General features: G+C 51.0%; 20 protein-coding genes. 5 read left to right on the forward strand and 15 right to left on the reverse strand.

What is annotated here, in order from left to right:
• Nucleotides 1-21: 21 nt before the first annotated feature.
• Nucleotides 22-750 (reverse strand): TonB system transport protein TonB, encoded by a 729-nt coding sequence (tonB, locus tag P6287_RS10375; protein ID WP_277973663.1) that lies wholly within the window; start codon nt 748-750, stop codon nt 22-24.
• A gap of 205 nt (nt 751-955) precedes the next feature.
• On the opposite strand from tonB, the gene P6287_RS10380 reads away from it, so the two are divergent.
• Nucleotides 956-1,252, forward strand: a complete 297-nt coding sequence (locus P6287_RS10380) for a YciI family protein (RefSeq protein ID WP_101764253.1) — start codon at nt 956-958, stop codon at nt 1,250-1,252.
• Nucleotides 1,253-1,442: 190 nt separating this feature from the next.
• Here the strand turns inward: P6287_RS10380 and P6287_RS10385 are convergent, their stop codons facing one another.
• Nucleotides 1,443-1,616, reverse strand: a complete 174-nt coding sequence (locus P6287_RS10385; protein WP_137385893.1) for a YciY family protein — start codon at nt 1,614-1,616, stop codon at nt 1,443-1,445.
• Nucleotides 1,617-1,778: 162 nt separating this feature from the next.
• Between P6287_RS10385 and cls the strand changes: the two genes are divergently transcribed.
• Together cls and P6287_RS10395 are read left to right on the forward strand one after the other, a co-directional pair.
• Nucleotides 1,779-3,239: a cardiolipin synthase gene (gene cls / locus P6287_RS10390; RefSeq protein WP_101764252.1), complete on the forward strand. Its 1,461-nt coding sequence runs from the start codon at nt 1,779-1,781 to the stop codon at nt 3,237-3,239.
• A 37-nt stretch (nt 3,240-3,276) separates the two neighbouring features.
• Nucleotides 3,277-3,606: an HI1450 family dsDNA-mimic protein gene (locus P6287_RS10395; RefSeq protein WP_271459703.1), complete on the forward strand. Its 330-nt coding sequence runs from the start codon at nt 3,277-3,279 to the stop codon at nt 3,604-3,606.
• Between the two features lie 43 nt (nt 3,607-3,649).
• Here the strand turns inward: P6287_RS10395 and oppF are convergent, their stop codons facing one another.
• From oppF to P6287_RS10430, 7 genes are all read right to left on the reverse strand, one after another.
• Complete coding sequence (gene oppF, locus P6287_RS10400; protein ID WP_101764250.1) at nt 3,650-4,654, reverse strand: murein tripeptide/oligopeptide ABC transporter ATP binding protein OppF; 1,005 nt, start codon at nt 4,652-4,654, stop codon at nt 3,650-3,652.
• The gene (locus tag P6287_RS10405; protein ID WP_222182260.1) at nt 4,651-5,670 is read right to left on the reverse strand and encodes an ABC transporter ATP-binding protein; all 1,020 of its coding nucleotides are present in this window, start codon (nt 5,668-5,670) and stop codon (nt 4,651-4,653) included. The genes oppF and P6287_RS10405 overlap by 4 nt, the downstream gene beginning before the upstream one ends.
• Nucleotides 5,671-5,681: 11 nt before the next feature.
• A complete protein-coding gene (oppC, locus tag P6287_RS10410) occupies nt 5,682-6,590 on the reverse strand; it encodes an oligopeptide ABC transporter permease OppC (RefSeq protein WP_008106577.1) in 909 nt (302 codons plus the stop codon).
• A 15-nt stretch (nt 6,591-6,605) separates the two neighbouring features.
• Nucleotides 6,606-7,526: an oligopeptide ABC transporter permease OppB gene (gene oppB / locus P6287_RS10415; RefSeq protein ID WP_007892378.1), complete on the reverse strand. Its 921-nt coding sequence runs from the start codon at nt 7,524-7,526 to the stop codon at nt 6,606-6,608.
• An 80-nt stretch (nt 7,527-7,606) separates the two neighbouring features.
• The gene (gene oppA / locus P6287_RS10420) at nt 7,607-9,247 is read right to left on the reverse strand and encodes an oligopeptide ABC transporter substrate-binding protein OppA (protein WP_277973664.1); all 1,641 of its coding nucleotides are present in this window, start codon (nt 9,245-9,247) and stop codon (nt 7,607-7,609) included.
• Nucleotides 9,248-9,406: 159 nt separating this feature from the next.
• Nucleotides 9,407-11,041, reverse strand: coding sequence for an ABC transporter substrate-binding protein (locus P6287_RS10425; protein WP_277973665.1), 1,635 nt, complete (start codon nt 11,039-11,041; stop codon nt 9,407-9,409).
• Nucleotides 11,042-11,614: 573 nt separating this feature from the next.
• Complete coding sequence (locus P6287_RS10430) at nt 11,615-12,262, reverse strand: YchE family NAAT transporter (protein ID WP_008106584.1); 648 nt, start codon at nt 12,260-12,262, stop codon at nt 11,615-11,617.
• A 446-nt stretch (nt 12,263-12,708) separates the two neighbouring features.
• Here P6287_RS10430 and adhE point away from each other — a divergent pair, with 446 nt between their 5' ends.
• Nucleotides 12,709-15,384 carry a bifunctional acetaldehyde-CoA/alcohol dehydrogenase gene (adhE, locus tag P6287_RS10435; protein WP_101764245.1) on the forward strand — a complete coding sequence of 892 codons (2,676 nt, stop codon included), beginning with the start codon at nt 12,709-12,711 and terminating at the stop codon, nt 15,382-15,384.
• 55 nt (nt 15,385-15,439) lie between these two features.
• Here adhE and tdk read toward each other — a convergent pair whose 3' ends face one another.
• Nucleotides 15,440-16,060 carry a thymidine kinase gene (gene tdk, locus P6287_RS10440; RefSeq protein ID WP_101764244.1) on the reverse strand — a complete coding sequence of 207 codons (621 nt, stop codon included), beginning with the start codon at nt 16,058-16,060 and terminating at the stop codon, nt 15,440-15,442.
• 402 nt (nt 16,061-16,462) lie between these two features.
• Between tdk and hns the strand changes: the two genes are divergently transcribed.
• Nucleotides 16,463-16,870: a histone-like nucleoid-structuring protein H-NS gene (hns, locus tag P6287_RS10445; protein WP_101764243.1), complete on the forward strand. Its 408-nt coding sequence runs from the start codon at nt 16,463-16,465 to the stop codon at nt 16,868-16,870.
• A 95-nt stretch (nt 16,871-16,965) separates the two neighbouring features.
• On the opposite strand, the gene P6287_RS10450 is transcribed toward hns, so the two are convergent.
• The 5 genes from P6287_RS10450 to rssA all read right to left on the reverse strand — a co-directional run bounded on the left by P6287_RS10450 (nt 16,966) and on the right by rssA (nt 22,478).
• On the reverse strand, nt 16,966-17,973 hold the full coding sequence (locus tag P6287_RS10450) for an NAD-dependent epimerase (protein ID WP_110866263.1): 1,008 nt from the start codon (nt 17,971-17,973) through the stop codon (nt 16,966-16,968).
• A 10-nt stretch (nt 17,974-17,983) separates the two neighbouring features.
• Nucleotides 17,984-19,327: a UDP-glucose/GDP-mannose dehydrogenase family protein gene (locus P6287_RS10455; RefSeq protein ID WP_137385896.1), complete on the reverse strand. Its 1,344-nt coding sequence runs from the start codon at nt 19,325-19,327 to the stop codon at nt 17,984-17,986.
• A 23-nt stretch (nt 19,328-19,350) separates the two neighbouring features.
• A complete protein-coding gene (gene galU / locus P6287_RS10460; protein ID WP_101764240.1) occupies nt 19,351-20,259 on the reverse strand; it encodes a UTP--glucose-1-phosphate uridylyltransferase GalU in 909 nt (302 codons plus the stop codon).
• Between the two features lie 194 nt (nt 20,260-20,453).
• Nucleotides 20,454-21,470, reverse strand: coding sequence for a two-component system response regulator RssB (gene rssB / locus P6287_RS10465; protein ID WP_101764239.1), 1,017 nt, complete (start codon nt 21,468-21,470; stop codon nt 20,454-20,456).
• 102 nt (nt 21,471-21,572) lie between these two features.
• On the reverse strand, nt 21,573-22,478 hold the full coding sequence (gene rssA / locus P6287_RS10470) for a patatin-like phospholipase RssA (RefSeq protein ID WP_101764238.1): 906 nt from the start codon (nt 22,476-22,478) through the stop codon (nt 21,573-21,575).
• Nucleotides 22,479-22,558: the final 80 nt, after the last annotated feature.

Genomic DNA, 22,558 nt, shown 5'->3' on the forward strand with positions numbered 1-22,558 from the left:
TTGCCTCTCAGCCACGAGTGCTTATTCGATATTGGCGCCACCGTTGATGCGGAATACGATGTTCATGGTGAGATTCTTGCCCGGACGACCTGGCTGATAACGCCACTTCTTCATCGCCTGCTTCACTTCGCGCTCGAACATGTTGCGCGGTTCTGCCGACAAAATCTGGACGTTATCCACACGACCGTCGCTATCAACGTCAAACTGCACCCGCACACGTCCCTCAACACGCAGCGCGAACGCACGTGCCGGATAGGCAGGCTTGCTGACGCTCATCGCTTTCGGACCATCTGAAATGCTCGGCGTTGCGGTCGGATTGGCTTTCGGCGCGGAAGTTGGACGCGTCTGCGTGGTTGGCGCTTCCTGCTTAAACGGATTTTCCTGCGGCTTCACTTGCTGACGCGGTTTCGGCTCAACCTTCTTTTCAACCTTTGGCTTCGGTTTAGGTTTTGGCTTCGGCTTAGGTTCCGGTTTAGGAATCGGTACCGGCTCAACCTTCGGCGACTCTGGCGCCACTTCAGGCTCCGGCTCAGGTTCAGGTGGCGGCGGCGTGACCTGAGCAGGCGCAGGTTCGGGTTGCACTTCCGGAGCCACCAGGGAAACGCTGATAGGCTGGGACGCTTTTGGAACTTCAATCACCTGATGAAACGATGCATAGAGAATGCCAGCGATCAACGAACCGTGAAGTACCACGGATAAAATTACAGCAATGGGGGTACGTGAAGGTAAAGGCGTAGTCAACGTGGTCATATCATTCATGTTCATTGAGTGAAGCGCAGATTTTAAATGCAAATAGCAATCAGTTTCAATAAGCGATGTGCAAGCGCCCCGCAGAAAGGTCTTTTTTAACCCTGATTGCGCTGAATGACAGCGTATTTATCTTTCGTTTGCACTCTGATTAACGATCACTTAACGTGTCACGCAATTTCGGCAAGTCTAACGGGAGTATCCCATCGTGCTTTACGTCATTTATGCGGAAGATACCGCTGATTCACTGGAAAAACGCAACTCGGTACGTCCCGCGCATCTTGCTCGTTTGAAGCTGTTGCAAGATGAAGGTCGACTGATTGCTGCGGGTCCGCTGCCAGCAGTTGACAGCAACGATCCAGGCCCGGCCGGTTTCAGCGGTTCCGTGATCATCGCCGAATTCTCTTCACTGGAAGTCGCGGAATCATGGGCCAAGGATGATCCCTACATTGCCGCAGGCGTGTATGAGAAAGTCGCGGTCAAACCGTTCAAACGCGTTTTCTAATCTATGTGGTTGTCAGTTTTACTGCTGGTGATAGCATTCGCTCTCATCGGCAGAGCACTTTGGCTATGGCGTCAGCAAGGCTGGCGCAACGCTCGTCAGCACATTGTGATGTTAATTGTGCTGGCAGCGGCAGTAGAAATGGTCAATGTCATTCGGGTGCTACGCGGCGCATGATGGCCGCGTAAACCCATCAGTCCATTTGCGAGATAAACAGGATGGAGCGGCGATGTTGCTGCGCCACCTGATGACGAATGGTATGGATGCGCTTATAACGACGCGACTGCCCTTCCAGCCAGCGAGAACGACGACGGTGTACCTGCCGTAACATTCTCCAGCGCGCCACTTCATTTTTGCTGCGTCTCATCACATCCTCTCAGACAGGCTAAACTCGGCAGGCATTATAAAGATCTGCCAGGAAATGCCAAATCGAAAGCTTCATCGAAACGTCATTCACGATTAAAGGTTTCACTCCCTGTGATCAGCACGTAAACTTTGCACAACAAAGCGCGAACAGGATGTCCACTTAATGACCACATTTTATACCCTAATCAGTTGGTTGCTGCTGTTTGGTTACTGGCTGCTGATTGCGGGTGTCACGCTACGTATTCTGATGAAACGCCGCGCAGTCACCTCAGCAATGGCCTGGCTGCTGATCATCTACATTCTACCGCTGGTGGGTATAATCGCTTATCTCTCTTTTGGTGAGCTGCATTTAGGTAAAAGGCGTGCCGAACGCGCGCGCACCATGTGGCCCTCCACCGCCAAATGGCTCAACGATCTCAAACAGTGCCGGCATATCTTCGCCACCGAACACAGCGACGTGGCGCGGTCCCTGTTTGATTTGTGCCGCCATCGTCAGGGCATCGCCGGCGTGAAAGGTAATCAGCTGCAGTTGCTAACCAACTCCGATGACGTGATGCACGCACTGATCCGTGATATCCAGCTGGCACGGCATAATATCGAGATGGTGTTCTATATCTGGCATCCCGGCGGGTTGGCCGATGAAGTGGCGGAATCGCTGATGGCTGCATCGCGTCGCGGTGTACATTGCCGTTTGATGCTGGATTCAGCGGGCAGCGTCACCTTCTTCCGCAGTCCGTGGGTCAATATGATGCGCAATGCCGGCATCGATGTGGTTGAAGCGTTGCAGGTAAGCCTGCTGCGTGTTTTCCTGCGCCGTATGGACCTACGTCAGCATCGTAAAGTGGTGCTGATCGATAACTACATCGCTTATACCGGCAGCATGAATCTGGTTGATCCACGCTTCTTTAAGCAGGAAGCCGGCGTGGGCCAATGGATTGACCTGATGGCGCGCATGGAAGGCCCGGTGGCAACCACCATGGGCATTGTGTATGCCTGCGACTGGGAGATTGAAACCGGTAAACGCATTCTGCCGCCCGCGCCGGATGGCAACGTGATGCCCTTCGAACAGGAGAGCGGGCATACCATTCAGGTAATCGCTTCTGGTCCCGGCTTCCCGGAAGATATGATCCATCAGGCGTTACTCACAGCGGTCTACTCCGCGCGTCAGCAGCTGATTATGACCACGCCCTACTTTGTGCCGAGCGATGACCTGCTGCACGCCATCTGTACCGCAGCGTTACGCGGTGTGGAAGTGAGCATCATTGTGCCGCGCCATAATGATTCGCTGCTGGTAGGCTGGGCGAGTCGTGCCTTCTTCACCGAACTGCTGGAAGCCGGCGTGAAGATTTACCAGTTTGAAGATGGCCTGTTGCATACCAAAAGTGTGCTGGTTGACGGGCAGCTGAGTTTGGTCGGCACGGTAAATCTGGATATGCGCAGCCTGTGGCTCAACTTTGAGATCACTCTGGTGGTTGATGATGACGGCTTTGGCAGCGATCTCGCTACCGTGCAGGATGATTACATCGCCCGCTCACGCTTACTGGATGGTGCTCGCTGGGCTAAACGTGCCTGGTGGCAACGCATCGTTGAACGACTGTTTTACTTCTTTAGTCCTTTACTGTAAAACGAGCGAAAATATTACCGTCTCAGGGCAAGCAGGAATGACCATGGATTTAAATAATCGCCTTACTGAAGATGAAACGCTGGAGCAGGCTTACGATATTTTTCTTGAGCTGGCTGGCGACAATCTCGATCCCGCTGACATTATTCTGTTCAATCTGCAGTTTGAAGAGCGCGGTGGCGCGGAACTGTTCGATCCTGCGGAAGACTGGCAGGAACATGTTGATTTCGATCTCAACCCAGACTTCTTCGCAGAAGTGGTGATTGGATTAGGTGAAGCCGACGGCGAGCCGATCACTGATGTGTTCGCACGCGTCCTGCTTTGCCGCGAGAAAAATCACAAACTCTGCCACATCCTGTGGCGCGAGTAAGCGACAGACAAAAAAACGCCGGGCAATCGCCCGGCGTTTTCATTTACAGCGGATCGACTTTTAAACAAGAGACCGCATGACGGAAGCTGCCTTCCAGCAGCGGCCGGGTTTTCGCGCACTCTGGTCCGGCAATCGGGCAACGGGTACGGAACACACAACCCGATGGCGGATTGATCGGCGATGGCAGCTCTCCTTCCAGCAGCTGGATTTGCTTGTTCTTCTCCAGGTCCGGATCGGGAATCGGCACCGCTGACATCAAAGCGCGGGTGTACGGATGCTGCGGATTGTTATACACCGCATCGTAAGTACCCAGCTCAACCGCATGCCCGAGATACATCACCAGCACGCGATCGGAGATGTGTTTTACCACCGCCAAATCGTGCGCGATAAAGATCAGTGACAGCCCCATTTCTCGCTGCAATTGCTGCAACAGGTTAACGACCTGCGCCTGAATCGACACGTCCAGCGCCGATACAGGCTCATCGCAGATGATCAGCTTCGGCTCGAGAATCAGCGCACGCGCAATGCCAATACGCTGACACTGGCCGCCCGAGAACTCGTGCGGATAGCGGTTGATGAGGTTAGGTAACAACCCAACCTTCATCATCATGGTTTTTACCTTATCCTTCACTTGCTGGCCCGGCATCTTTGGGTAATAGGTGCGCAGCGGTTCAGCAATGATATCGCCAATGGTCATACGCGGATTGAGCGATGCCAGCGGATCCTGGAAAATCATCTGGATATCGCTGCGCGCCTGACGCCATTGCTCCTGGCTTTGCCCGAGCAGATCGCGTCCTAACCAGGCGACGCGCCCTTCTGTGGCTTTCACCAGGCCAATGATGGCGCGGGCCAGCGTTGATTTACCGCAGCCTGATTCGCCTACCACGCCCAATGTTTCACCTTCGTACAAACGCAGACTGACGCCGTCGACCGCTTTCAGGGTATGCGGTGGCTGCCAGAACCACTGTTTGCCATCCTTGATCTCGAAGTGCACCTTAAGGTCGGCGATCTCCAGCAGGACTTTTTTCTCTTCGACTACGGTGCTCATACTAACTCCTCCACCGGCTTGAAGCAGGCACGCAAGCGACCTTCAGCGAAAGGCTCCAGCGGCGGTGCCTTGGCACAAATGTCCATGGCGTAGGCGCAGCGAGGCTGGAACGGACAGCCTTGCGGCAGGCGCAGCAGGTTTGGCGGGTTGCCTGGAATGGTGGTCAGCGACTCGCCCTCCTCAGCATCCAGACGCGGCACCGCACTCAGCAAGCCAATCGAGTATGGATGGGCAGGATGATAGAACACATCACGTGCACGGCCATATTCCATGGTACGACCGGCGTACATCACCAGCACTTTGTCACAGATACCCGCTACCACGCCGAGATCGTGGGTAATCATCACAATTGCGGTATTGAATTCGCGCTTCAGCTCATTCAGCAGCGTCATGATCTGCGCCTGTACGGTCACGTCGAGCGCCGTAGTCGGCTCATCGGCAATCAGCAGCTTCGGCCGACACAGCAGCGCCATCGCAATCATCACACGCTGACGCATACCGCCCGAGAACTCATGCGGAAACATCTTCATACGCTTACGCGCTTCCGGCATTTTCACCGCATCCAGCATGCGCACCGATTCTTCGAACGCCTGCGCGCTGTTCATGCCTTTATGCAGCTTCAGCACTTCCATCAACTGCTCGCCGACGCGCATGTAAGGGTTAAGCGACGTCATTGGATCCTGGAAGATCATCGCAATCTGCTCTGCGCGCAGTTTGTTGAGCTTGTTTTCCGGCAGATTGAGGATCTCTGCGCCGTTAAATTTCGCTGAACCGCCAATGCGCCCATTTTTTGCCAGCAGGCCCATCAAGGCAAACGCGGTTTGCGATTTCCCCGAGCCGGATTCGCCAACAATGCCCAGCGTTTCACCCGCATGCAGTGAAAAGTTGAGGTCGTTCACAGCGGTGACATCGCCATCGTGGGTGCTGAAGGTGACGCGCAGGTCTTTTACATCAAGCAGCAGGTTATTGTTTCCCGCACGTGCAGCCAGGGCTGGCTGAAATTCATGAATGGTCATCGGGAAACTCCTTAACGATCTTTCGGGTCGAGGGCATCACGCAAGCCATCGCCGATAAAGTTAAAACAGAACAGCGTGACCACGAGGAAACCTGCCGGGAACATCAGTAACCACGGCGACACTTCCATCGAGTTGGCGCCATCGCTTAGCAATGCGCCCCAACTGCTCAGCGGTTCCTGAGTTCCGAGGCCAAGGAAGCTGAGGAAAGATTCGAACAGGATCATGCTCGGCACCAGCAGCGAGGCATACACCACCACCACGCCTAATACGTTTGGCACAATGTGACGCAGCACGATTTTGAAGGTGCTCACACCGCCGACCTGCGCCGCTTCGATGAACTCTTTGCGCTTCAGGCCCAGCGTCTGCCCACGTACGATACGCGCCATATCCAGCCACGACACCATGCCGATCGCCACAAAGATCAGCAGAATGTTGCGACCAAAGAAGGTTACCAGCAGGATAACGAAGAACATGAACGGGAAGGAGTTGAGGATCTCCAGAATACGCATCATCACCGAGTCGATTTTACCGCCCAGATAACCCGCCAGTGAGCCATACAGCGTGCCCACCAGCACCGCGATCAGCGCGGAGGCAATGCCCACCATCAGCGAGATACGGCCACCAATCGCAACACGCACCAGCAGGTCGCGACCCGATGAATCGGTGCCAAACCAGTGGCCGGAGACGGTATCCGGCGCGGCAGACATCATCGCCCAGTCGGTGTCGTCATATTTGAACTGCGACAACATCGGGGCGAACACCACGAACAAAGTGATCACCAGCAGCACCAGCAGGCTGATGAAGGCTGCACGGTTGTGAATAAAGCGGCGACGCGCATCCTGCCAGAGGCTGCGCCCTTCGACTTCCAGTTTTTCACTGAAGGCATCCAGAGCTTCGCTGTTTTTTTTACTTAACATCATGGGCGAGCTCCACAATCAGTAACGGATTTTCGGATCGATCACGGCGTACAGCACATCAACGATCGCGTTAAATAGAATGGTCAGCACGCCAACCAGAATGGTCAGACTCATCACCAGCGAGTAGTCACGGTTCAATGCCCCGTTAACGAACAGCTGGCCGATGCCCGGCAAACCATAGATGGATTCAATCACCATGGAACCGGTGATGATGCCGACAAACGCCGGTCCCATATAGGAAAGCACCGGCAACATGGCAGGCTTCAGCGCGTGACGCAGCACGATACGACGCAATGGCAGTCCTTTAGCGCGCGCGGTACGGATGAAGTTTGAATGCATCACTTCAATCATCGAACCACGGGTAATACGCGCGATGCTGGCGATGTAGGCCAGCGACAGCGCCACCATCGGCAGCAACATGTAATTCCATTGGCCGCCGTTCCAGCCGCCGCCTGGTAGCCAGCGTAAGGTAATCGCAAACACCAGCACCAGTAACGGTGCCACGACAAAGCTGGGGATCACCACGCCGGTCATCGCGACCCCCATCACGGCATAATCCCACAAACTGTTTTGCTTCAGGGCGGCGATCACGCCAGCCGTTACGCCCAGCACCACGGCGAGGAAGAAGGCAGCCAGACCAAGTTTGGCTGACACCGGGAAGGCGTGGCCGACCAGATAATTGACCGAGTAATCTTTGTATTTAAACGAAGGGCCAAAGTCGCCATGTGCCAACTGCACCAGGTAGCTCAGGTACTGTTTGCCAATGGGATCGTTGAGATGGTACTTAGCTTCGATATTCGCCATCACTTCCGGCGAGAGGACACGTTCGCCGGTAAATGGACTGCCGGGTGCCAGTCGCATCATAAAGAACGAGATGGTGATGAGGATAAACAGCGTCGGGATGGCTTCAAGGAGCCGACGCAGGATGAATTTTAACATTGCCGTACCTACCAGGCTGTTGCTTCACAAAGTAAAAAGGCGGTGCCGCAGCACCGCCACTGTCGATAGCCTGAGTGCTATTAATGTTTAATGATATACAGGTTTTTATCGACGGTTTTATCCAGCGGATCGTTGCCGGTGTAACCGCCCACGTAAGGTTTAACCAAACGCGCATTGACGTAGTAGTAAACCGGTACAATGGTGCTGTCTTTATCCAGAATCTGCTCAGCTTTCTGATAATCCGCTACGCGCGCTTTATCGTCTGTGGCTTTCACCGCATCGTGGATAACTTTATCGAAGTCAGCGCTTTTGTAGTGCGAGGTGTTACTGCTGCTGTCAGACAGCATGATGTTCAGGAATGAAGTCGGTTCGTTGTAATCCGCACACCATGCCGCACGAGAGACATCAAAGTTGCCCTGATGACGCGTGTCGAGGAAGGTTTTCCACTCCTGGTTTTCCAGCTTAATGTTCACGCCGATGTTTTTCTTCCAGATAGAAGAGGCGGCGATCGCCAGTTTCTTGTGCAGATCGGAGGTGTTGTACAGCAGGTTGAAGGTCAGCGGTTTATCCGCGGTGTAACCCGCTTCAGCCAGCAGCTTTTTCGCTTCTTCATTACGCTTGTTCTGATCCCACTTGAACCAATCCGGCGGCAGCAGTTCCATGCCATCGGTGGCTGGCGGGGTGAAGCTGTAAGCCGGTTGCTGACCTTGTGCCAGAACCTTGTTCACCATGATGTCGCGATCCAGACCGAGTTTCAGCGCGGTACGCACGCGTGGATCGGTGAATGGCGCTTTCTGGTTATTGATTTCGTAGTAATAGGTGCACAGGTATGGCTTGACCATCAACTCTTTGCCGTTGTCCCGCTGCAGTTTTTTGAACAGCTCGATAGGCATGTTGTTGTAAGTGATATCGCTGCCGTTCTCAGAGAAGTAACGGTTAACGTCGCTGACTTCGGAGTTAATTGGCAGGAAGGTGACTTTGTTCAGCACGGTGTGCTCGTTATCCCAATACTGCGGGTTACGCACCAGCGTTACGCGTTCGTTGATCACGTGGGATTCAAGTTTGAAGGCGCCGTTACCGACCCAGTTTTGCGGTTGAGTCCACTGATCGCCAAATTTGTCGATCGCCGGCTTATACACCGGAGACATCACGGAGTTGATCAGCAGCTTATAGAAGTAAGGTACGGGCTCGCTCAGCGTCACTTCCAGTGTGTGATCGTCGATGGCTTTTACGCCCAGCTCGGAAGTTGGCTTTTTACCGGCGATGATGTCGTCAACATTGACGATGTGGCCGTATTGCGGATAGCTGGCGTAAGGCGATGCGGTTTTCGGATCGACCAAGCGCTGCCAGCTATATACGAAATCTTGTGCGGTGACCGGCTCACCGTTGGACCATTTAGCGTTCTTGCGCAGGTGGAAAGTCCAGACTTTGAAATCTTTGTTTTCCCAGCTTTCCGCCACGCCCGGTACCGGTTTGCCATCACTGTCGCTGGTGATTAAACCTTCATACAGATCACGTGCGATGTTGTCTTCGGGTACACCTTCAATCTTGTGGGGATCGAGCGACTGTACTTCATCGCCGTTACCGCGAACCAGTTCCTGTTTTGCTGCCAATTCAACGCCTGCTGGCACTGTTGCTGCCAGCGCGGCATTCCCTGCCAGCACGCCGATTGCGGCTAATACGCCCGCGGCAATCAGGCTTTTTTTTGTGATGTTGTTCATTATTACGCTCCAGTTTTATTATCTTTACCGGGTCGATTTAACGCCCGGCGTACCCCGTTTCCAGGTGATTTTTGCGTGTCTGAACGAAGACCCTAATCACCCTTCAGGGTTTACCACGGTAAAGTGCCGCCCGACTGTAGCGCCGGATCGGCCCATTACTCAATGTTTCTTTATGTAATAGTATTTCAACGCCAGCATGTCCTGCGGATCTTTGCCGGTAAAACCACCCACCCAGGGTTTTACCAACCGCACGCTAACGCGGTAATAGACCGGTACGATTGGCGAGTCTTTATCGAGTTGCGCTTCCGCCTGCTGATAAAGCGAGGCGCGCTTTGCTTCGTCTGCGCTGGTTAATGTTTGCTTCATCAACTGGTCAAACGCCGGGCTGTGGTAAAACGCGGTGTTATTGGATGAACCGCTCAACAGCATATTCAGGAAGGTAGAAGGTTCGTTGTAATCTGCGCACCATGTGGCGCGTACCACGTCATACTGCGCCTGATGGCGCGTCTCCAGCAGCGTTTTCCACTCCTGGTTCTGCAATGACACCACCGCCCCCAAATTTTTCTGCCACATCGAGGCCGCAGCAATCGCCTGTCGCTTGTTTTGTTCGGAGGTGTTGTACAGCAGCGTAAAACGCAGCGGGTTTTGCTGATTAAAGCCGGCATCGGCTAATAACTGTTTGGCGCTGGCATTACGCTCGGACTGCGTTTGTTGCGCCCAGGCCGGAGGGGAAAGCGTGATACCGTGGGTAAACGGCGGCGTCAATCCGTAGGCAGGAATCTGGCCCTGGCCCATGATCTTCTGCGCAATGATGTCGCGATCGAGGGTTAACTTTAGCGCGGCGCGTACGCGCGCGTCATCGAATGGCGCTTTTTTGTTATTAATTTCGTAATAGAAGGTGCACAGCAGCGGGCTGATTTTGACCTCATCGCCGAGATCCTGCTGTAACTTTTTGAACATTTCCGGCGGCACCACGCTGTTGGTCATATCGGTGCCACCGCTGCGATAGCGGTTGATATCGCTGTTCTCTGAGGAGAGCGGTAAAAATACGCCCTCTTCCATCACCGTGTGGGCATTATCCCAATACTGTGGATTGCGTTTAACCACGATTTTTTCATTTACCACCCACTCCGCGAGTGTAAAAGCGCCATTGCCAACATAGTGTTGCGGCTGCGTCCACTGCTCACCCCACTGCTCTATCGCCGGACGATAGACCGGCTTCATCGCGCTGTGAGCCAGCATGGCTACAAAATAGGGAACGGGTTCAGAAAGGGTGACTTGCAGATGACGATCGTCGAGGGCTTTAACGCCGAGTTCAGACGGTGCGGCTTTGCCAGACAGAATGGCGTCAACGTTCGCCACATGCGCTGCCTGTAAGTAGCTGGCGTAAGGCGAAGCAGTTTTAGGATCGGCCAGGCGCTGCCAGCTGTAGACGAAATCCTGAGCAGTAACAGGCTGGCCGTTACTCCAGCGTGCATCGTCACGCAGCGTGAAAATCCAGATGCGCCCTTCTTCGCTTTGCCATTGCTTAGCGACACCGGGGACGAGTTGACCGTTATTATCGGTTTCAACCAAGCCTTCCAGTAAATTACGCATGACATTGGATTCCGGCACGCCTTCTGCTTTCTGCGGATCAAGCGTTGCCACCTCACTGCCATTATTAATCACGATACGCTGTAATTCAGATAATTGCGTGCCCGCGGGAATTTGGGCTGCCTGGCTTGCTGCCAGTGCGCCTGTAAGGCAGAGGGCAAGCACTGAACGTACTGCCGTTTTCGCTACCATGCATTTCATCAACAAATATCAACCTTAATCATAAGCCTGATAGCCTGTAAGCAAGAAGCGTACACATTTGTCGCTATCAGATAAAAAATTTGTGATGTGCCGAAAATTATCAGAACAGATGCCCGCACGCCAAAGCTAAACTACAAAAATGTTAGCAGATTCTCTTTTATCACGTTCGGATGAGTAGGAAAAGTGTTAATTCTTTTATTGAATTATCGATTAACCAAATGATTTTAAAGTTATTTGTAGGATAACTGCATGTAATTTACTCGTTATTGTTCTTTCAATATGATTTTTACGAATTCGACTATAAAAATAGCCATTATCCGCATAAAGAGTCATCGATTAACTTATCAACTTTTCTCAAATGCTAGTTTCAAAGATATGTGCAGAACAATTATCTGTGACAATTATCACAGTTTAGTGTGAGGTTTTACTCGGATGGGATGAGGATAGTAGTAAAAGTGATGCTGGACGTTTGCAGTTAAGGCTAATGAATAAATTAACCAAAATGGTGCAATAAAATGAAGATATGCACCATTTTGGATCGTGAAATCTCTTAAAAGAAAAAAATAACTTCGTTTAATTCAGCAAACCAGGAAAAATAGATTTCATACCTGTAACAATAAACTCGATGCCCAATGCCATTAACAACAAACCCATAATACGGGTAATCACGTTAATCCCGGTTTGTCCGAGCACCCGCACCATCAACGGTGCTGCGCGGAACAGCAGCCAACAGCAAAAGGCGAAAATGGCAATCGCGATACTAAAACCAATTAAGTTCTGCCAGCTGTGATAACGCGTACTCCAGACAATGGTTGAACTGATTGCGCCGGGACCAGCCATTAACGGTAACGCTAGCGGTACCACGCCAATGCTTTCGCGAATAGCGCTCTCTGACTTCTCCTGCTTGTTCTGCTTATCCTCACCCAGTTTTCCGCTGATCATCGACATCGCGATAGTGACCACCAGAATACCGCCAGCAATACGGAATGAATCTATCGAAATGCCAAACAGATGCAGGATGCCATCGCCAAGAAACAGTGACGTCCAGAGGATGATGGCCACAGCCAGGTTGGCGGTAAGATTGGTTTTATTTCGTTCAACCACCGCCTGATAGCTGGTCATGCTGATAAAGACCGGGATGATACCTACCGGATTTACCAGGGCAAACAAACCGACAAAAAACTTAATGTAGCCGGAAAGATCGAGTAGCACGGGATTCAAAGTGGGCTCCGGTAAAGTCTGAGTAGAAAAGCGCGCTTAATGTAGTGCATAAGCCGGGCGAAAAACCAGAGGTGGCGGCAGAAATTTATGCTATCCGTCTGGCTTTGAGCCAGTTTATTTAGCTGCTGTTAACCGTTGGTTATTGCGATGCAGCCGATGCGTGCAGAATATGTGGCACATCGCGCTAACTTTACTTGCGAAAGTTAGTGCTGAAAGGTGTCAGCTTAGATCCGGATTGATCTGCATCAAAATTTACCTACCTCATCAGGGGTAATCTTACCCCGTCGAAACAACTTCCTGACGCTTAAGTATCTTGACCAGGAAACCCTTTTAGTAAGCAACGGCAATACAGACGCCAACCTGATCAATATATAAGCATAGCGTGACTATACTTCTGGATTCAGGCTTGTTTACTAAAAGAGTTTAACTTCCTTCAGGAGAGCACTATGGCCGTTACTAATGTTGCCGAACTTAATGCACTGGTTGAACGTGTAAAAAAGGCACAGCGTGAGTACGCTAATTTTAGTCAGGAACAAGTTGATGCAATCTTCCGCGCTGCCGCCCTCGCCGCTGCAGACGCACGCATTCCACTGGCCAAGCTGGCCGTTGCCGAATCAGGTATGGGTATTGTTGAAGATAAAGTCATCAAGAACCACTTTGCTTCTGAATACATCTATAACGCCTATAAAGATGAAAAAACCTGCGGTATTCTCGCCACTGATGACACCTTCGGCACGATTACTATTGCTGAACCGATTGGCCTGATCTGCGGCATCGTTCCTACCACCAACCCTACTTCTACGGCAATTTTCAAAGCGCTGATTAGCCTGAAAACCCGCAACGGCATTATCTTCTCTCCGCATCCACGTGCGAAAGATGCCACTAACAAAGCCGCCGACATTGTGCTGCAGGCAGCGATTGCGGCGGGCGCACCAAAAGATATCATCGGCTGGATCGACACCCCATCTGTCGAACTTTCTAATCAGTTAATGCATCACCCTGATATCAACCTGATCCTTGCAACCGGCGGTCCGGGCATGGTCAAAGCCGCTTACAGTTCCGGTAAGCCCGCAATTGGTGTTGGTGCCGGTAACACGCCAGTGGTAATTGATGAAACAGCGGATATCAAACGCGCTGTCGCATCCATCCTGATGTCGAAGACCTTCGATAACGGTGTGATTTGTGCGTCTGAGCAATCCGTAATTGTGGTTGATTCGGCTTATGATGCGGTACGTGAGCGTTTTGCCAGCCACGGCGGCTATCTGCTGCAAGGTAAAGAGCTTAAAGCGATTCAGGATATCATTCTGAAGAATGGCGCGTTGAATGCGGCGATTGTCGGCCAGCCAGCGACGAAGATTGCCGAATTGGCGGGAATTAGCGTGCCGGCAACCACCAAGATTCTGATTGGTGAAGTGAAACTGGTTGATGAATCAGAGCCTTTCGCGCATGAAAAACTCTCTCCAACCTTAGCGATGTACCGGGCGAAGGATTACCACGACGCGGTCGATAAAGCTGAAAAACTGGTAACCATGGGCGGTATTGGCCACACCTCATGTCTGTATACCGATCAGGATAATCAGATCGAGCGTGTGCATTACTTCGGCGACAAAATGAAGACCGCGCGTATTCTGATTAACACGCCGGCGTCACAAGGTGGGATCGGTGACCTGTACAACTTCAAATTGGCTCCATCACTGACGTTGGGCTGTGGTTCATGGGGCGGTAACTCCATTTCTGAGAACGTGGGACCAAAACATCTCATCAACAAGAAAACCGTGGCCAAGCGAGCTGAGAATATGTTGTGGCATAAACTTCCGAAGTCTATTTACTTCCGTCGCGGCTCACTGCCGATTGCTCTGGAAGAAGTGGCAACTGATGGTGCCAAACGCGCCTTTATCGTTACCGACCGCTTCCTGTTCAATAATGGCTATGCCGATCAGGTGACTCGCGTACTGAAATCTCACGGTATTGAAACCGAAGTCTTCTTCGAAGTAGAAGCTGACCCAACGCTGAGCATTGTCCGTAAAGGTGCAGAGCAGATGAACAGCTTTAAACCTGATGTGATTATCGCACTCGGCGGTGGTTCACCGATGGATGCAGCAAAAATCATGTGGGTGATGTACGAACATCCTGAGACGCATTTCGAAGAGCTGGCACTGCGCTTTATGGACATCCGTAAACGCATCTATAAGTTCCCGAAAATGGGTGTTAAAGCGCGTATGGTGGCCATCACTACCACTTCCGGTACGGGTTCTGAAGTAACGCCGTTTGCCGTGGTGACGGACGATGCGACCGGCCAGAAATATCCATTAGCGGATTATGCACTGACGCCAGATATGGCCATAGTTGATGCCAACCTGGTGATGGATATGCCGCGTTCACTTTGCGCCTTCGGTGGCCTCGATGCGGTAACGCACTCACTTGAAGCATACGTCTCCGTATTAGCGAATGAGTATTCTGATGGTCAGGCCTTGCAAGCACTGAAACTGTTGAAAGAGAATCTGCCAGCCAGTTATCGCGATGGCGCAAAAAATCCGGTAGCACGTGAACGCGTTCACAATGCGGCAACTATCGCGGGGATTGCGTTCGCAAACGCCTTCCTGGGTGTGTGTCACTCAATGGCGCATAAACTGGGCTCTGAGTTCCACATTCCACACGGTCTGGCAAACGCCCTGCTGATTTCAAACGTCATTCGCTATAACGCCAATGACAACCCGACTAAGCAAACGGCTTTCAGCCAGTACGACCGCCCACAAGCACGTCGTCGTTATGCTGAGATTGCTGACCATCTGGGACTCTCCGCCGCTGGCGACCGCACCGCGCAGAAAATTGAAAAACTGCTCGCCTGGCTTGAAGAGATGAAAACGCAGTTGGGCATCCCAACCTCAATCCGCGAAGCGGGCGTGCAGGAAGCTGATTTCCTCGCGAAAGTGGACAAACTGGCTGAGGATGCATTCGATGACCAATGTACCGGTGCGAACCCACGCTATCCGCTGATTGCTGAGTTAAAACAAATCATGCTGGATACCTTCTACGGTCGTGAATTCTCTGAGTCATTGAGTGAGAATGCTCAAGAAGTTAAAGCCGAAGTGAAAATTGACAAGAAAACCAAAAAAGCCTAAACCGCTTTAAACAAAAAACCCGCTACGGCGGGTTTTTTTATGGCTTGCTGATGAGTTAAACCTGCGGCGATTGTGAGCCATATATCGCCTGAAGTGAACCCTCATCGATTGCCTGCTTATAGTGTTTACGGCAGACCGATATATAACGCTCATTGCCACCAATCACCACCTGCTCGCCTTCGCTGAAAGGTTTACCCTTTGCATCAAGACGAAGCACCATGCTGGCTTTTCTGCCACAGTGGCAGATGGTTTTAAGCTCAACCAGCTTATCCGCCCATGCCAGTAAATATTGGCTGCCAACAAACAGCTCTCCACGGAAATCTGTGCGCAGGCCATAGCAAAGCACCGGAATATCCAGATTGTCGACAACATCAGATAATGCTTTGACCTGTTCGCGCGTAAGGAACTGGCTTTCATCGACCAACACGCAATGCACGGGTTGCTTCGCATGCTCTGCAGCTATTTCCTCATCGAGCTTTGTCTCATCGTTATATAAAAATGCAGGAGACGAAAGCCCGATACGTGAACTGACTTTGCCTGCACCAAAGCGGTTGTCGATCTCGGCGGTATAAACCAATGATCGCATACCACGTTCATGATAATTATAAGAAGACTGTAGCAAAGCCGTTGATTTACCCGCATTCATCGCAGAGTAATAAAAATAAAGTTGAGCCATTAGAAAATCTCATCGCAGCCTATATCTGTTGCGGCGCAGTTTACCATAAACCTGTATAGCTGTAGCGATGCATTATTTTTATCATCTGCTCAAAATAACATCACCATTAAGATGGATATCACAGTCACTATAGAAAGAAAGCACGTTTTGACAAAATAGCGATTACGCCGATATTTTATTCATTTAAATTAAAGCCGAAGCGTCAGGATTAGCGTTCAGCCTGGTCAGCAAGTTAGAAAAGATTACCAAATAAGTAAATATATTCTGAAGAGCGTTATCAATCTGCCCTTCTTTTTTATTTTTACGTTTTGCTTTTAAATCTGGCTATTGCAGTTATTTTTTTGCACCATTATTATGAGTCGGCAGAACAACTCCCATTTATTATATTTTGAGATTAGGACAATGAGCGAAGCACTTAAAATTCTTAATAATATCCGTACATTGCGCGCACAAGCTCGGGAATGCTCTCTGGAAACATTGGAAGAGATGCTAGAAAAACTCGAAGTTGTGGTCAATGAGCGTCGTGAAGATGATACTCATGCACAAGCGGAAAATGCAGAACGCACACGCAAACTTGAACAATACCGCGAGATGCTAATTGCCGATGGTATTGACCCAAATGATCTGTTACAGGCATTATCTGAAACGAAAGTTCCGGGCAAAGCTAAGCGCGCTGCGCGTCCAGCTAAATATTCTTACGTTGATGAAAACGGTGAAAACCGTACCTGGACTGGCCAGGGCCGCACTCCTGCTGTGATTAAAAAAGCAATTGAAGAACAAGGTAAACAACTGGACGATTTCCTACTGTAATCATTCCAGCGCTCAGCATTGTAATTAGTTCATCGCTAATTCACTTTGACCAGGTAAGAAAAAGGAAGCCAATGGCTTCCTTTTTTCATGCTTAATTATTGTTGATAGAAGCGGCGATACCAATCAACAAAATGCTGCACACCTTGCTCTACGCTAGTTTGAGGACGGAAATTGATCGCGTCGTACAAAGGTTGCGTGTCAGCGCTGGTGCCCAGTACGTCGCCAGGTTGCATGGGCAGCATATTTTTTTTCGCTTCAATGCCCAATGCTTTTTCCAGCGATTCAATATACGTCATTAAGCTGGTCGGCTGGCTATTACCAATGTTGTAAACGCGGTAAGGAGCCGAGCTGCTGGCGGGAGAACCTGCTTCCACCGTCCACTTTTCATCCGGTTGAGGAATCACATCCTGCAAGCGCACGATTGCTTCAGCAATATCATCGATATACGTAAAGTCACGCGTCATTTGTCCGTTGTTATAGACGTCAATTTGCTCACCCGCTAACATCGCGCGTGTAAATTTGAACAATGCCATATCCGGACGGCCCCATGGGCCATACACGGTGAAGAAACGTAATCCCGTAGTGGGCAATTGATAAAGGTGTGAATAGGTATGCGACATCAATTCGTTGGCTTTTTTTGTGGCCGCATAAAGTGAAACCGGATGGTCAACGGAATCGTCCGTTGAAAAAGGCATTTTGCGATTCAGGCCATAAACTGAACTGGATGAGGCATACAAAAGGTGGCCGATTTTATGATGGCGGCAACCTTCAAGAATATTGAGGTGGCCGATTAGATTTGCTTCGGCATAAGCATGGGGATTTTCGATTGAATAACGCACGCCGGCTTGAGCGCCCAAATGAATAACGCGTTCAAACGCATGCTCAGCGAATAAAGAGGAAATGGCCTGGCGATCCGCCAGGTCCATTTTTACGAAAATAAAATCAGGATGTTGGGTGTTATGGTCTAAACGAGCCTGTTTTAGGCTGACATCATAATAGTCATTCAGGTTATCGATACCGACAACCTGGTGACCAGCGGCCAGCAAACGCTGACTGACGTGAAATCCAATAAAACCTGCCGCGCCGGTGACCAGAAACTTCATACATCCCTCATTATTCTACGATTTTAATTGACGCTCCGCGGCCGATTGCATAGTACGTGAAACCGCGCTTGCTGATACGCTCAGGATCATACAGGTTACGACCATCAAAAATCACGGGTTCTTTTAACGCACTTTTGATGACGTCAAAGTCTGGCGCACGGAAGTTTTGCCACTCAGTACAGATCACTAAGCCATCCGCACCCTGCAGCGCTGCTTCCTTGGTACCCATCAACTTCAGATCGTTACGATGGCCGTAAATGCGTTGCGCTTCGTCCATCGCTTCTGGGTCGAACGCCTGAACCGTTGCCCCTGCTTCCCACAGCGTCTCCATCAGCACGCGGCTGGAGGCTTCACGCATATCGTCAGTGTTCGGTTTGAACGCCAGTCCCCACAGAGCAAAGGTTTTGCCGCGCAGATCGTCGCCAAAATGGCGTTTAATAAAGGTTGGCAGCTTGTTCTTCTGCGAATCGTTGACGTCTTCAACCGCCTGCAGTAGACGCGGAGTGTAACCAATTGACTCAGCAGTGCGAATCAGCGCCTGCACGTCTTTCGGGAAACAAGAACCGCCATAGCCGCAGCCTGGATAGATGAAGTGATAACCAATACGTGAATCTGAACCAATACCCTGGCGAACTTTCTCGACGTCGGCTCCCAGACGTTCTGCCAGGTTAGAGATCTCGTTCATGAAGCTAATTTTGGTTGCCAGCATGCAGTTAGCCGCATATTTGGTCAGCTCTGCACTGCGGATATCCATCAAAATCATACGATCATGATTACGGTTGAACGGCTCGTACAGCTCGCGTAACAGCTCAACCACTTCATCATTATCGGTACCGACAACGATACGTTCAGGACGCATGCAGTCATTGACTGCCGCACCTTCTTTGAGGAATTCCGGGTTTGATACCACGTCAAAGGCGATGTTTGCATCACGCTTTTGCAGGGTTTCCGTCATTACCGCTCGCACACGATCTGCGGTACCCACTGGTACAGTAGATTTGTCGATAACAACTTTGTGATCGTTCATGTGCTGCGCAATCGTGCGCGCAACGGCAGTCACATACTTCAGATCGGCAGAACCGTCTTCATCCGGTGGCGTACCCACGGCGATAAATTGCATCACGCCATGATTAACGCCTTCTTCCGCATTCGTACTGAACTTCAGGCGACCCGACTCGTAATTAGACATAACAAGCGGCGTCAGGCCTGGTTCAAAGATCGGAATATTGCCTTTCTTTAAGTTCTCGACTTTCTTTTCGTCGACATCAATGCAGAGAACGTCATGTCCGACTTCGGCCAACACCGCAGCCTGAACCAGACCGACATAGCCGATACCAAATACAGTGACTTTCATTGAATTATCCTGTGTTTATTGAGTTACTTTTTGTTGCCTACCGCGCCTTCAAGCCACTGGGTGAAATCTTTACCCAGCACTGGATGGCGAACGCCGTACTCAACAAACGCTTGCATGTAACCCAGTTTGTTACCGCAGTCATGGCTGACACCGTTCAGGTGATAAGCTTCAACGGTCTCTTTTTCCATCAGCATCGCAATGGAGTCAGTCAGCTGAACTTCGCCACCTGCACCTGGAGGCGTTTTCGCCAGCAGCGGCCAGATTTCAGCAGACAACACGTAACGTCCCACAACGGCCAGATTTGATGGGGCTTCTGAAGCTTTAGGCTTCTCAACCACGCCAACCATTGGCGCGCTCTGACCTGCAGAGAGTTCGGCACCCTGGCAATCAACCACACCGTAAGCGGTTACATCAGCAACCGGCTCGACCATGATCTGGCTGCGGCCGCTCTCTTCGTAACGAGCCAGCATCTCTGCCAGGTTGTCTTTGGTTGGATCAGATTCGTATTCGTCGATGATTACGTCTGGCAGGATTACGGCGAACGGCTCATCACCAATCAGTGGATGTGCGCACATTACTGCGTGGCCCAGACCTTTCGCGATACCCTGACGAACCTGCATGATGGTGACGTGTGGAGGGCAGATTGACTGGATTTCGTCCAGCAGCTGACGCTTAACACGTTTTTCCAGCATAGATTCAAGCTCAAAACTGGTATCAAAGTGGTTTTCGATGGCGTTTTTAGAAGAGTGCGTAACCAGCACAATCTCGTTAATGCCTGCTGCAATGCACTCATTTACGACATACTGGATCAACGGCTTATCGACCAACGGTAACATCTCTTTTGGAATAGCTTTGGTCGCAGGCAGCATACGCGTGCCGAGGCCTGCAACTGGGATTACCGCTTTTTTAACTTTAGTCTTATAGGCAGACATCAAAAATACCTCTCTTAATAGGCCGTTCAAGTTAATACTTGATATGTCGGTTTAAAAACGAAATGAGTATATCAGTTACTATCAGGTGGAATTATCCTGGAAGAAGTTAATCCACGGAATTTAGGACTATTACCCAAGTGTAAAGCTTGCTCCTGGTCCTGTCTTTAACACACGGAAAAATTAGATCTAACCGGTTATTCTTCGGCTGAAAGCATCAAACGTAACCTGCCTCCGGCGCCCCAAATATGACACTGCCAGGCGTCGGCACGTTGGCTGATTTGATTAAGATGAGTGCTGCCCATAGTACCAAGCGGCACACCATTACTGAGTTGGATTTGATGAGTATTGACATGCAACGTCGCGTTGAGCCCTGCTGAAACCAGGATTAGGTTTTTTAACTGGCGATGATAATAGCCCACCAGCAACGGGAACTGCCCGCTGAGATTCGCCTGCCTTAACAGCATGTTGACCTGTCGCAGCAGCCCATTTAACTCAGGCAGTCGCTGCTTCTGGCCGGAGAGCTGCTCCTGCAGCAAACCATTAAATAGTGCGCGCAGTAACAGCGCGGCTAACACGCCATTATCGCCAGCGCGCGTTACATCAAGGCAATAGAATGCCAAATCGTTATCTGACAGCGCCGCGATATCCAGTACTAAGCCCGGCTGTTCCGCCATGGTGAGCTGACGGTAATTGATACGGCAATTGGCAATGGTTTGCTGCACCGGCGGCTGGAGCTGTTTAAGTAATTTAGAGGCCGCCAGCGGATCGCTGACCAGCGCATCCCAATCCTGAAAGAGTTGTTCATCCTCCTCGACTTTGGAGGTAAACATTGATGGATAGAGACACTCAAACACCGCTTCACGGAAACGTTCCATATTTTTGAGCGGTTTTAGCAATACGTCTTGCACGCCCAAACGCAACACATGCGCGATGTCCGCCATATTTTGTGTGGCGGAGATAATCAGAATGGGCACATTGTTGCCGCGCGTGCGAAGACGCTCAACGAACGGGATACCGCCCATACGCGGCATTTCAAGATCGCAAATAACCAGATCCACTGACTGCGCCGACAACAAGGTTAAGCCATCAACACCATCACCTGCCTCAAGCGTTGTTGCACCTAAGCTGGTTAATAAATTGTCTATCAATGAACGGAAAACGACCTCATCTTCGACAATGAGTATCTTTTTGCCGATTAGCGGTTTTTCCATTCTCTCCCCCTGCGTACCAGACAATTCAATAGTGGTTCATAAAATGCCGTTGCGCCTTTCAGAATTGGCTGAAGTCGCAACACCTGTGAATGAACAACCTGACTATCTGCCACGGACCAGCGGTAATAGTTCATCCATTTTTTTCTCAACGGCGGCCTTGCCAGCCGCAATGGCTTCTTCTGCACGATGGAAGTCCAGTGTGGAAATTTGTGGACAAAACGGCTGAATCAGCACATCCGGCGGATCGCCCGCCATGCGGTTACGTTTCAGGCGATTTTCCAGAACCTGGATAGATGTCGACATAATCTCCATCGCACCCGGCGTTTGATTAGCACGGCGATGCGTCAGGCCAATCAGGCGTTGACGCAGTTTCTTTCCCCAGCTCAGCGCTTCTACTGCCGCCGCTTCTTCACCGCTCTGCGGCGTAACTGACAATAAATCCTGTTGCATCAGATGTGCGTCATGCTGTAAATCCACGGCGATAACGATGTCAGCACCCAATGCGCGGGTTAATGAGATCGGCACGGGATTCACCACCGCGCCATCCACCAACCAGTATCCATTGTAAGCAATGGGTGGCAATAAGCCTGGCATACTACAGGACGCACGCACAGCTTGATGCAAATCGCCTTCGGTCAACCACACTTCTCGTCCGGTACTGAGATTGGTTGCGACGACGCCAAATGGCTTATCGCACTCATCGATGAGGTCGTTGGGAATCAGCTGGCGGATGTGGCTAAACACCCGGTCGCCGCGCAATAAACCACCGCGCTGCCACGACAGATCCATTAATCGAATGACATCCCAATAGCGGAATGCACTCACCCACTTCTCCATCACGCCCAGCCGTCCATTCACGTAAGCCGAACCGACCAACGCGCCTACAGAACATCCGGCCACCACATCGATTTCAATCCCTGCGCGTTCCAGCGCATTGATCACGCCGATGTGCGACCAACCTTTGGCAGCACCTGAACCCAGTGCCAGCCCAATCCTGACCTTTCTCATCTCACCTCATGATTGGCATGGTACGTAGCATCACGCCTGACAGTCGGCTACCATAGCGCACGCTTAAATTTACTTTAATC

The sequence above is a fragment of the Pantoea sp. X85 genome, assembly GCF_029623675.1.
GTDB classification, from domain to species: domain Bacteria; phylum Pseudomonadota; class Gammaproteobacteria; order Enterobacterales; family Enterobacteriaceae; genus Pantoea; species Pantoea leporis.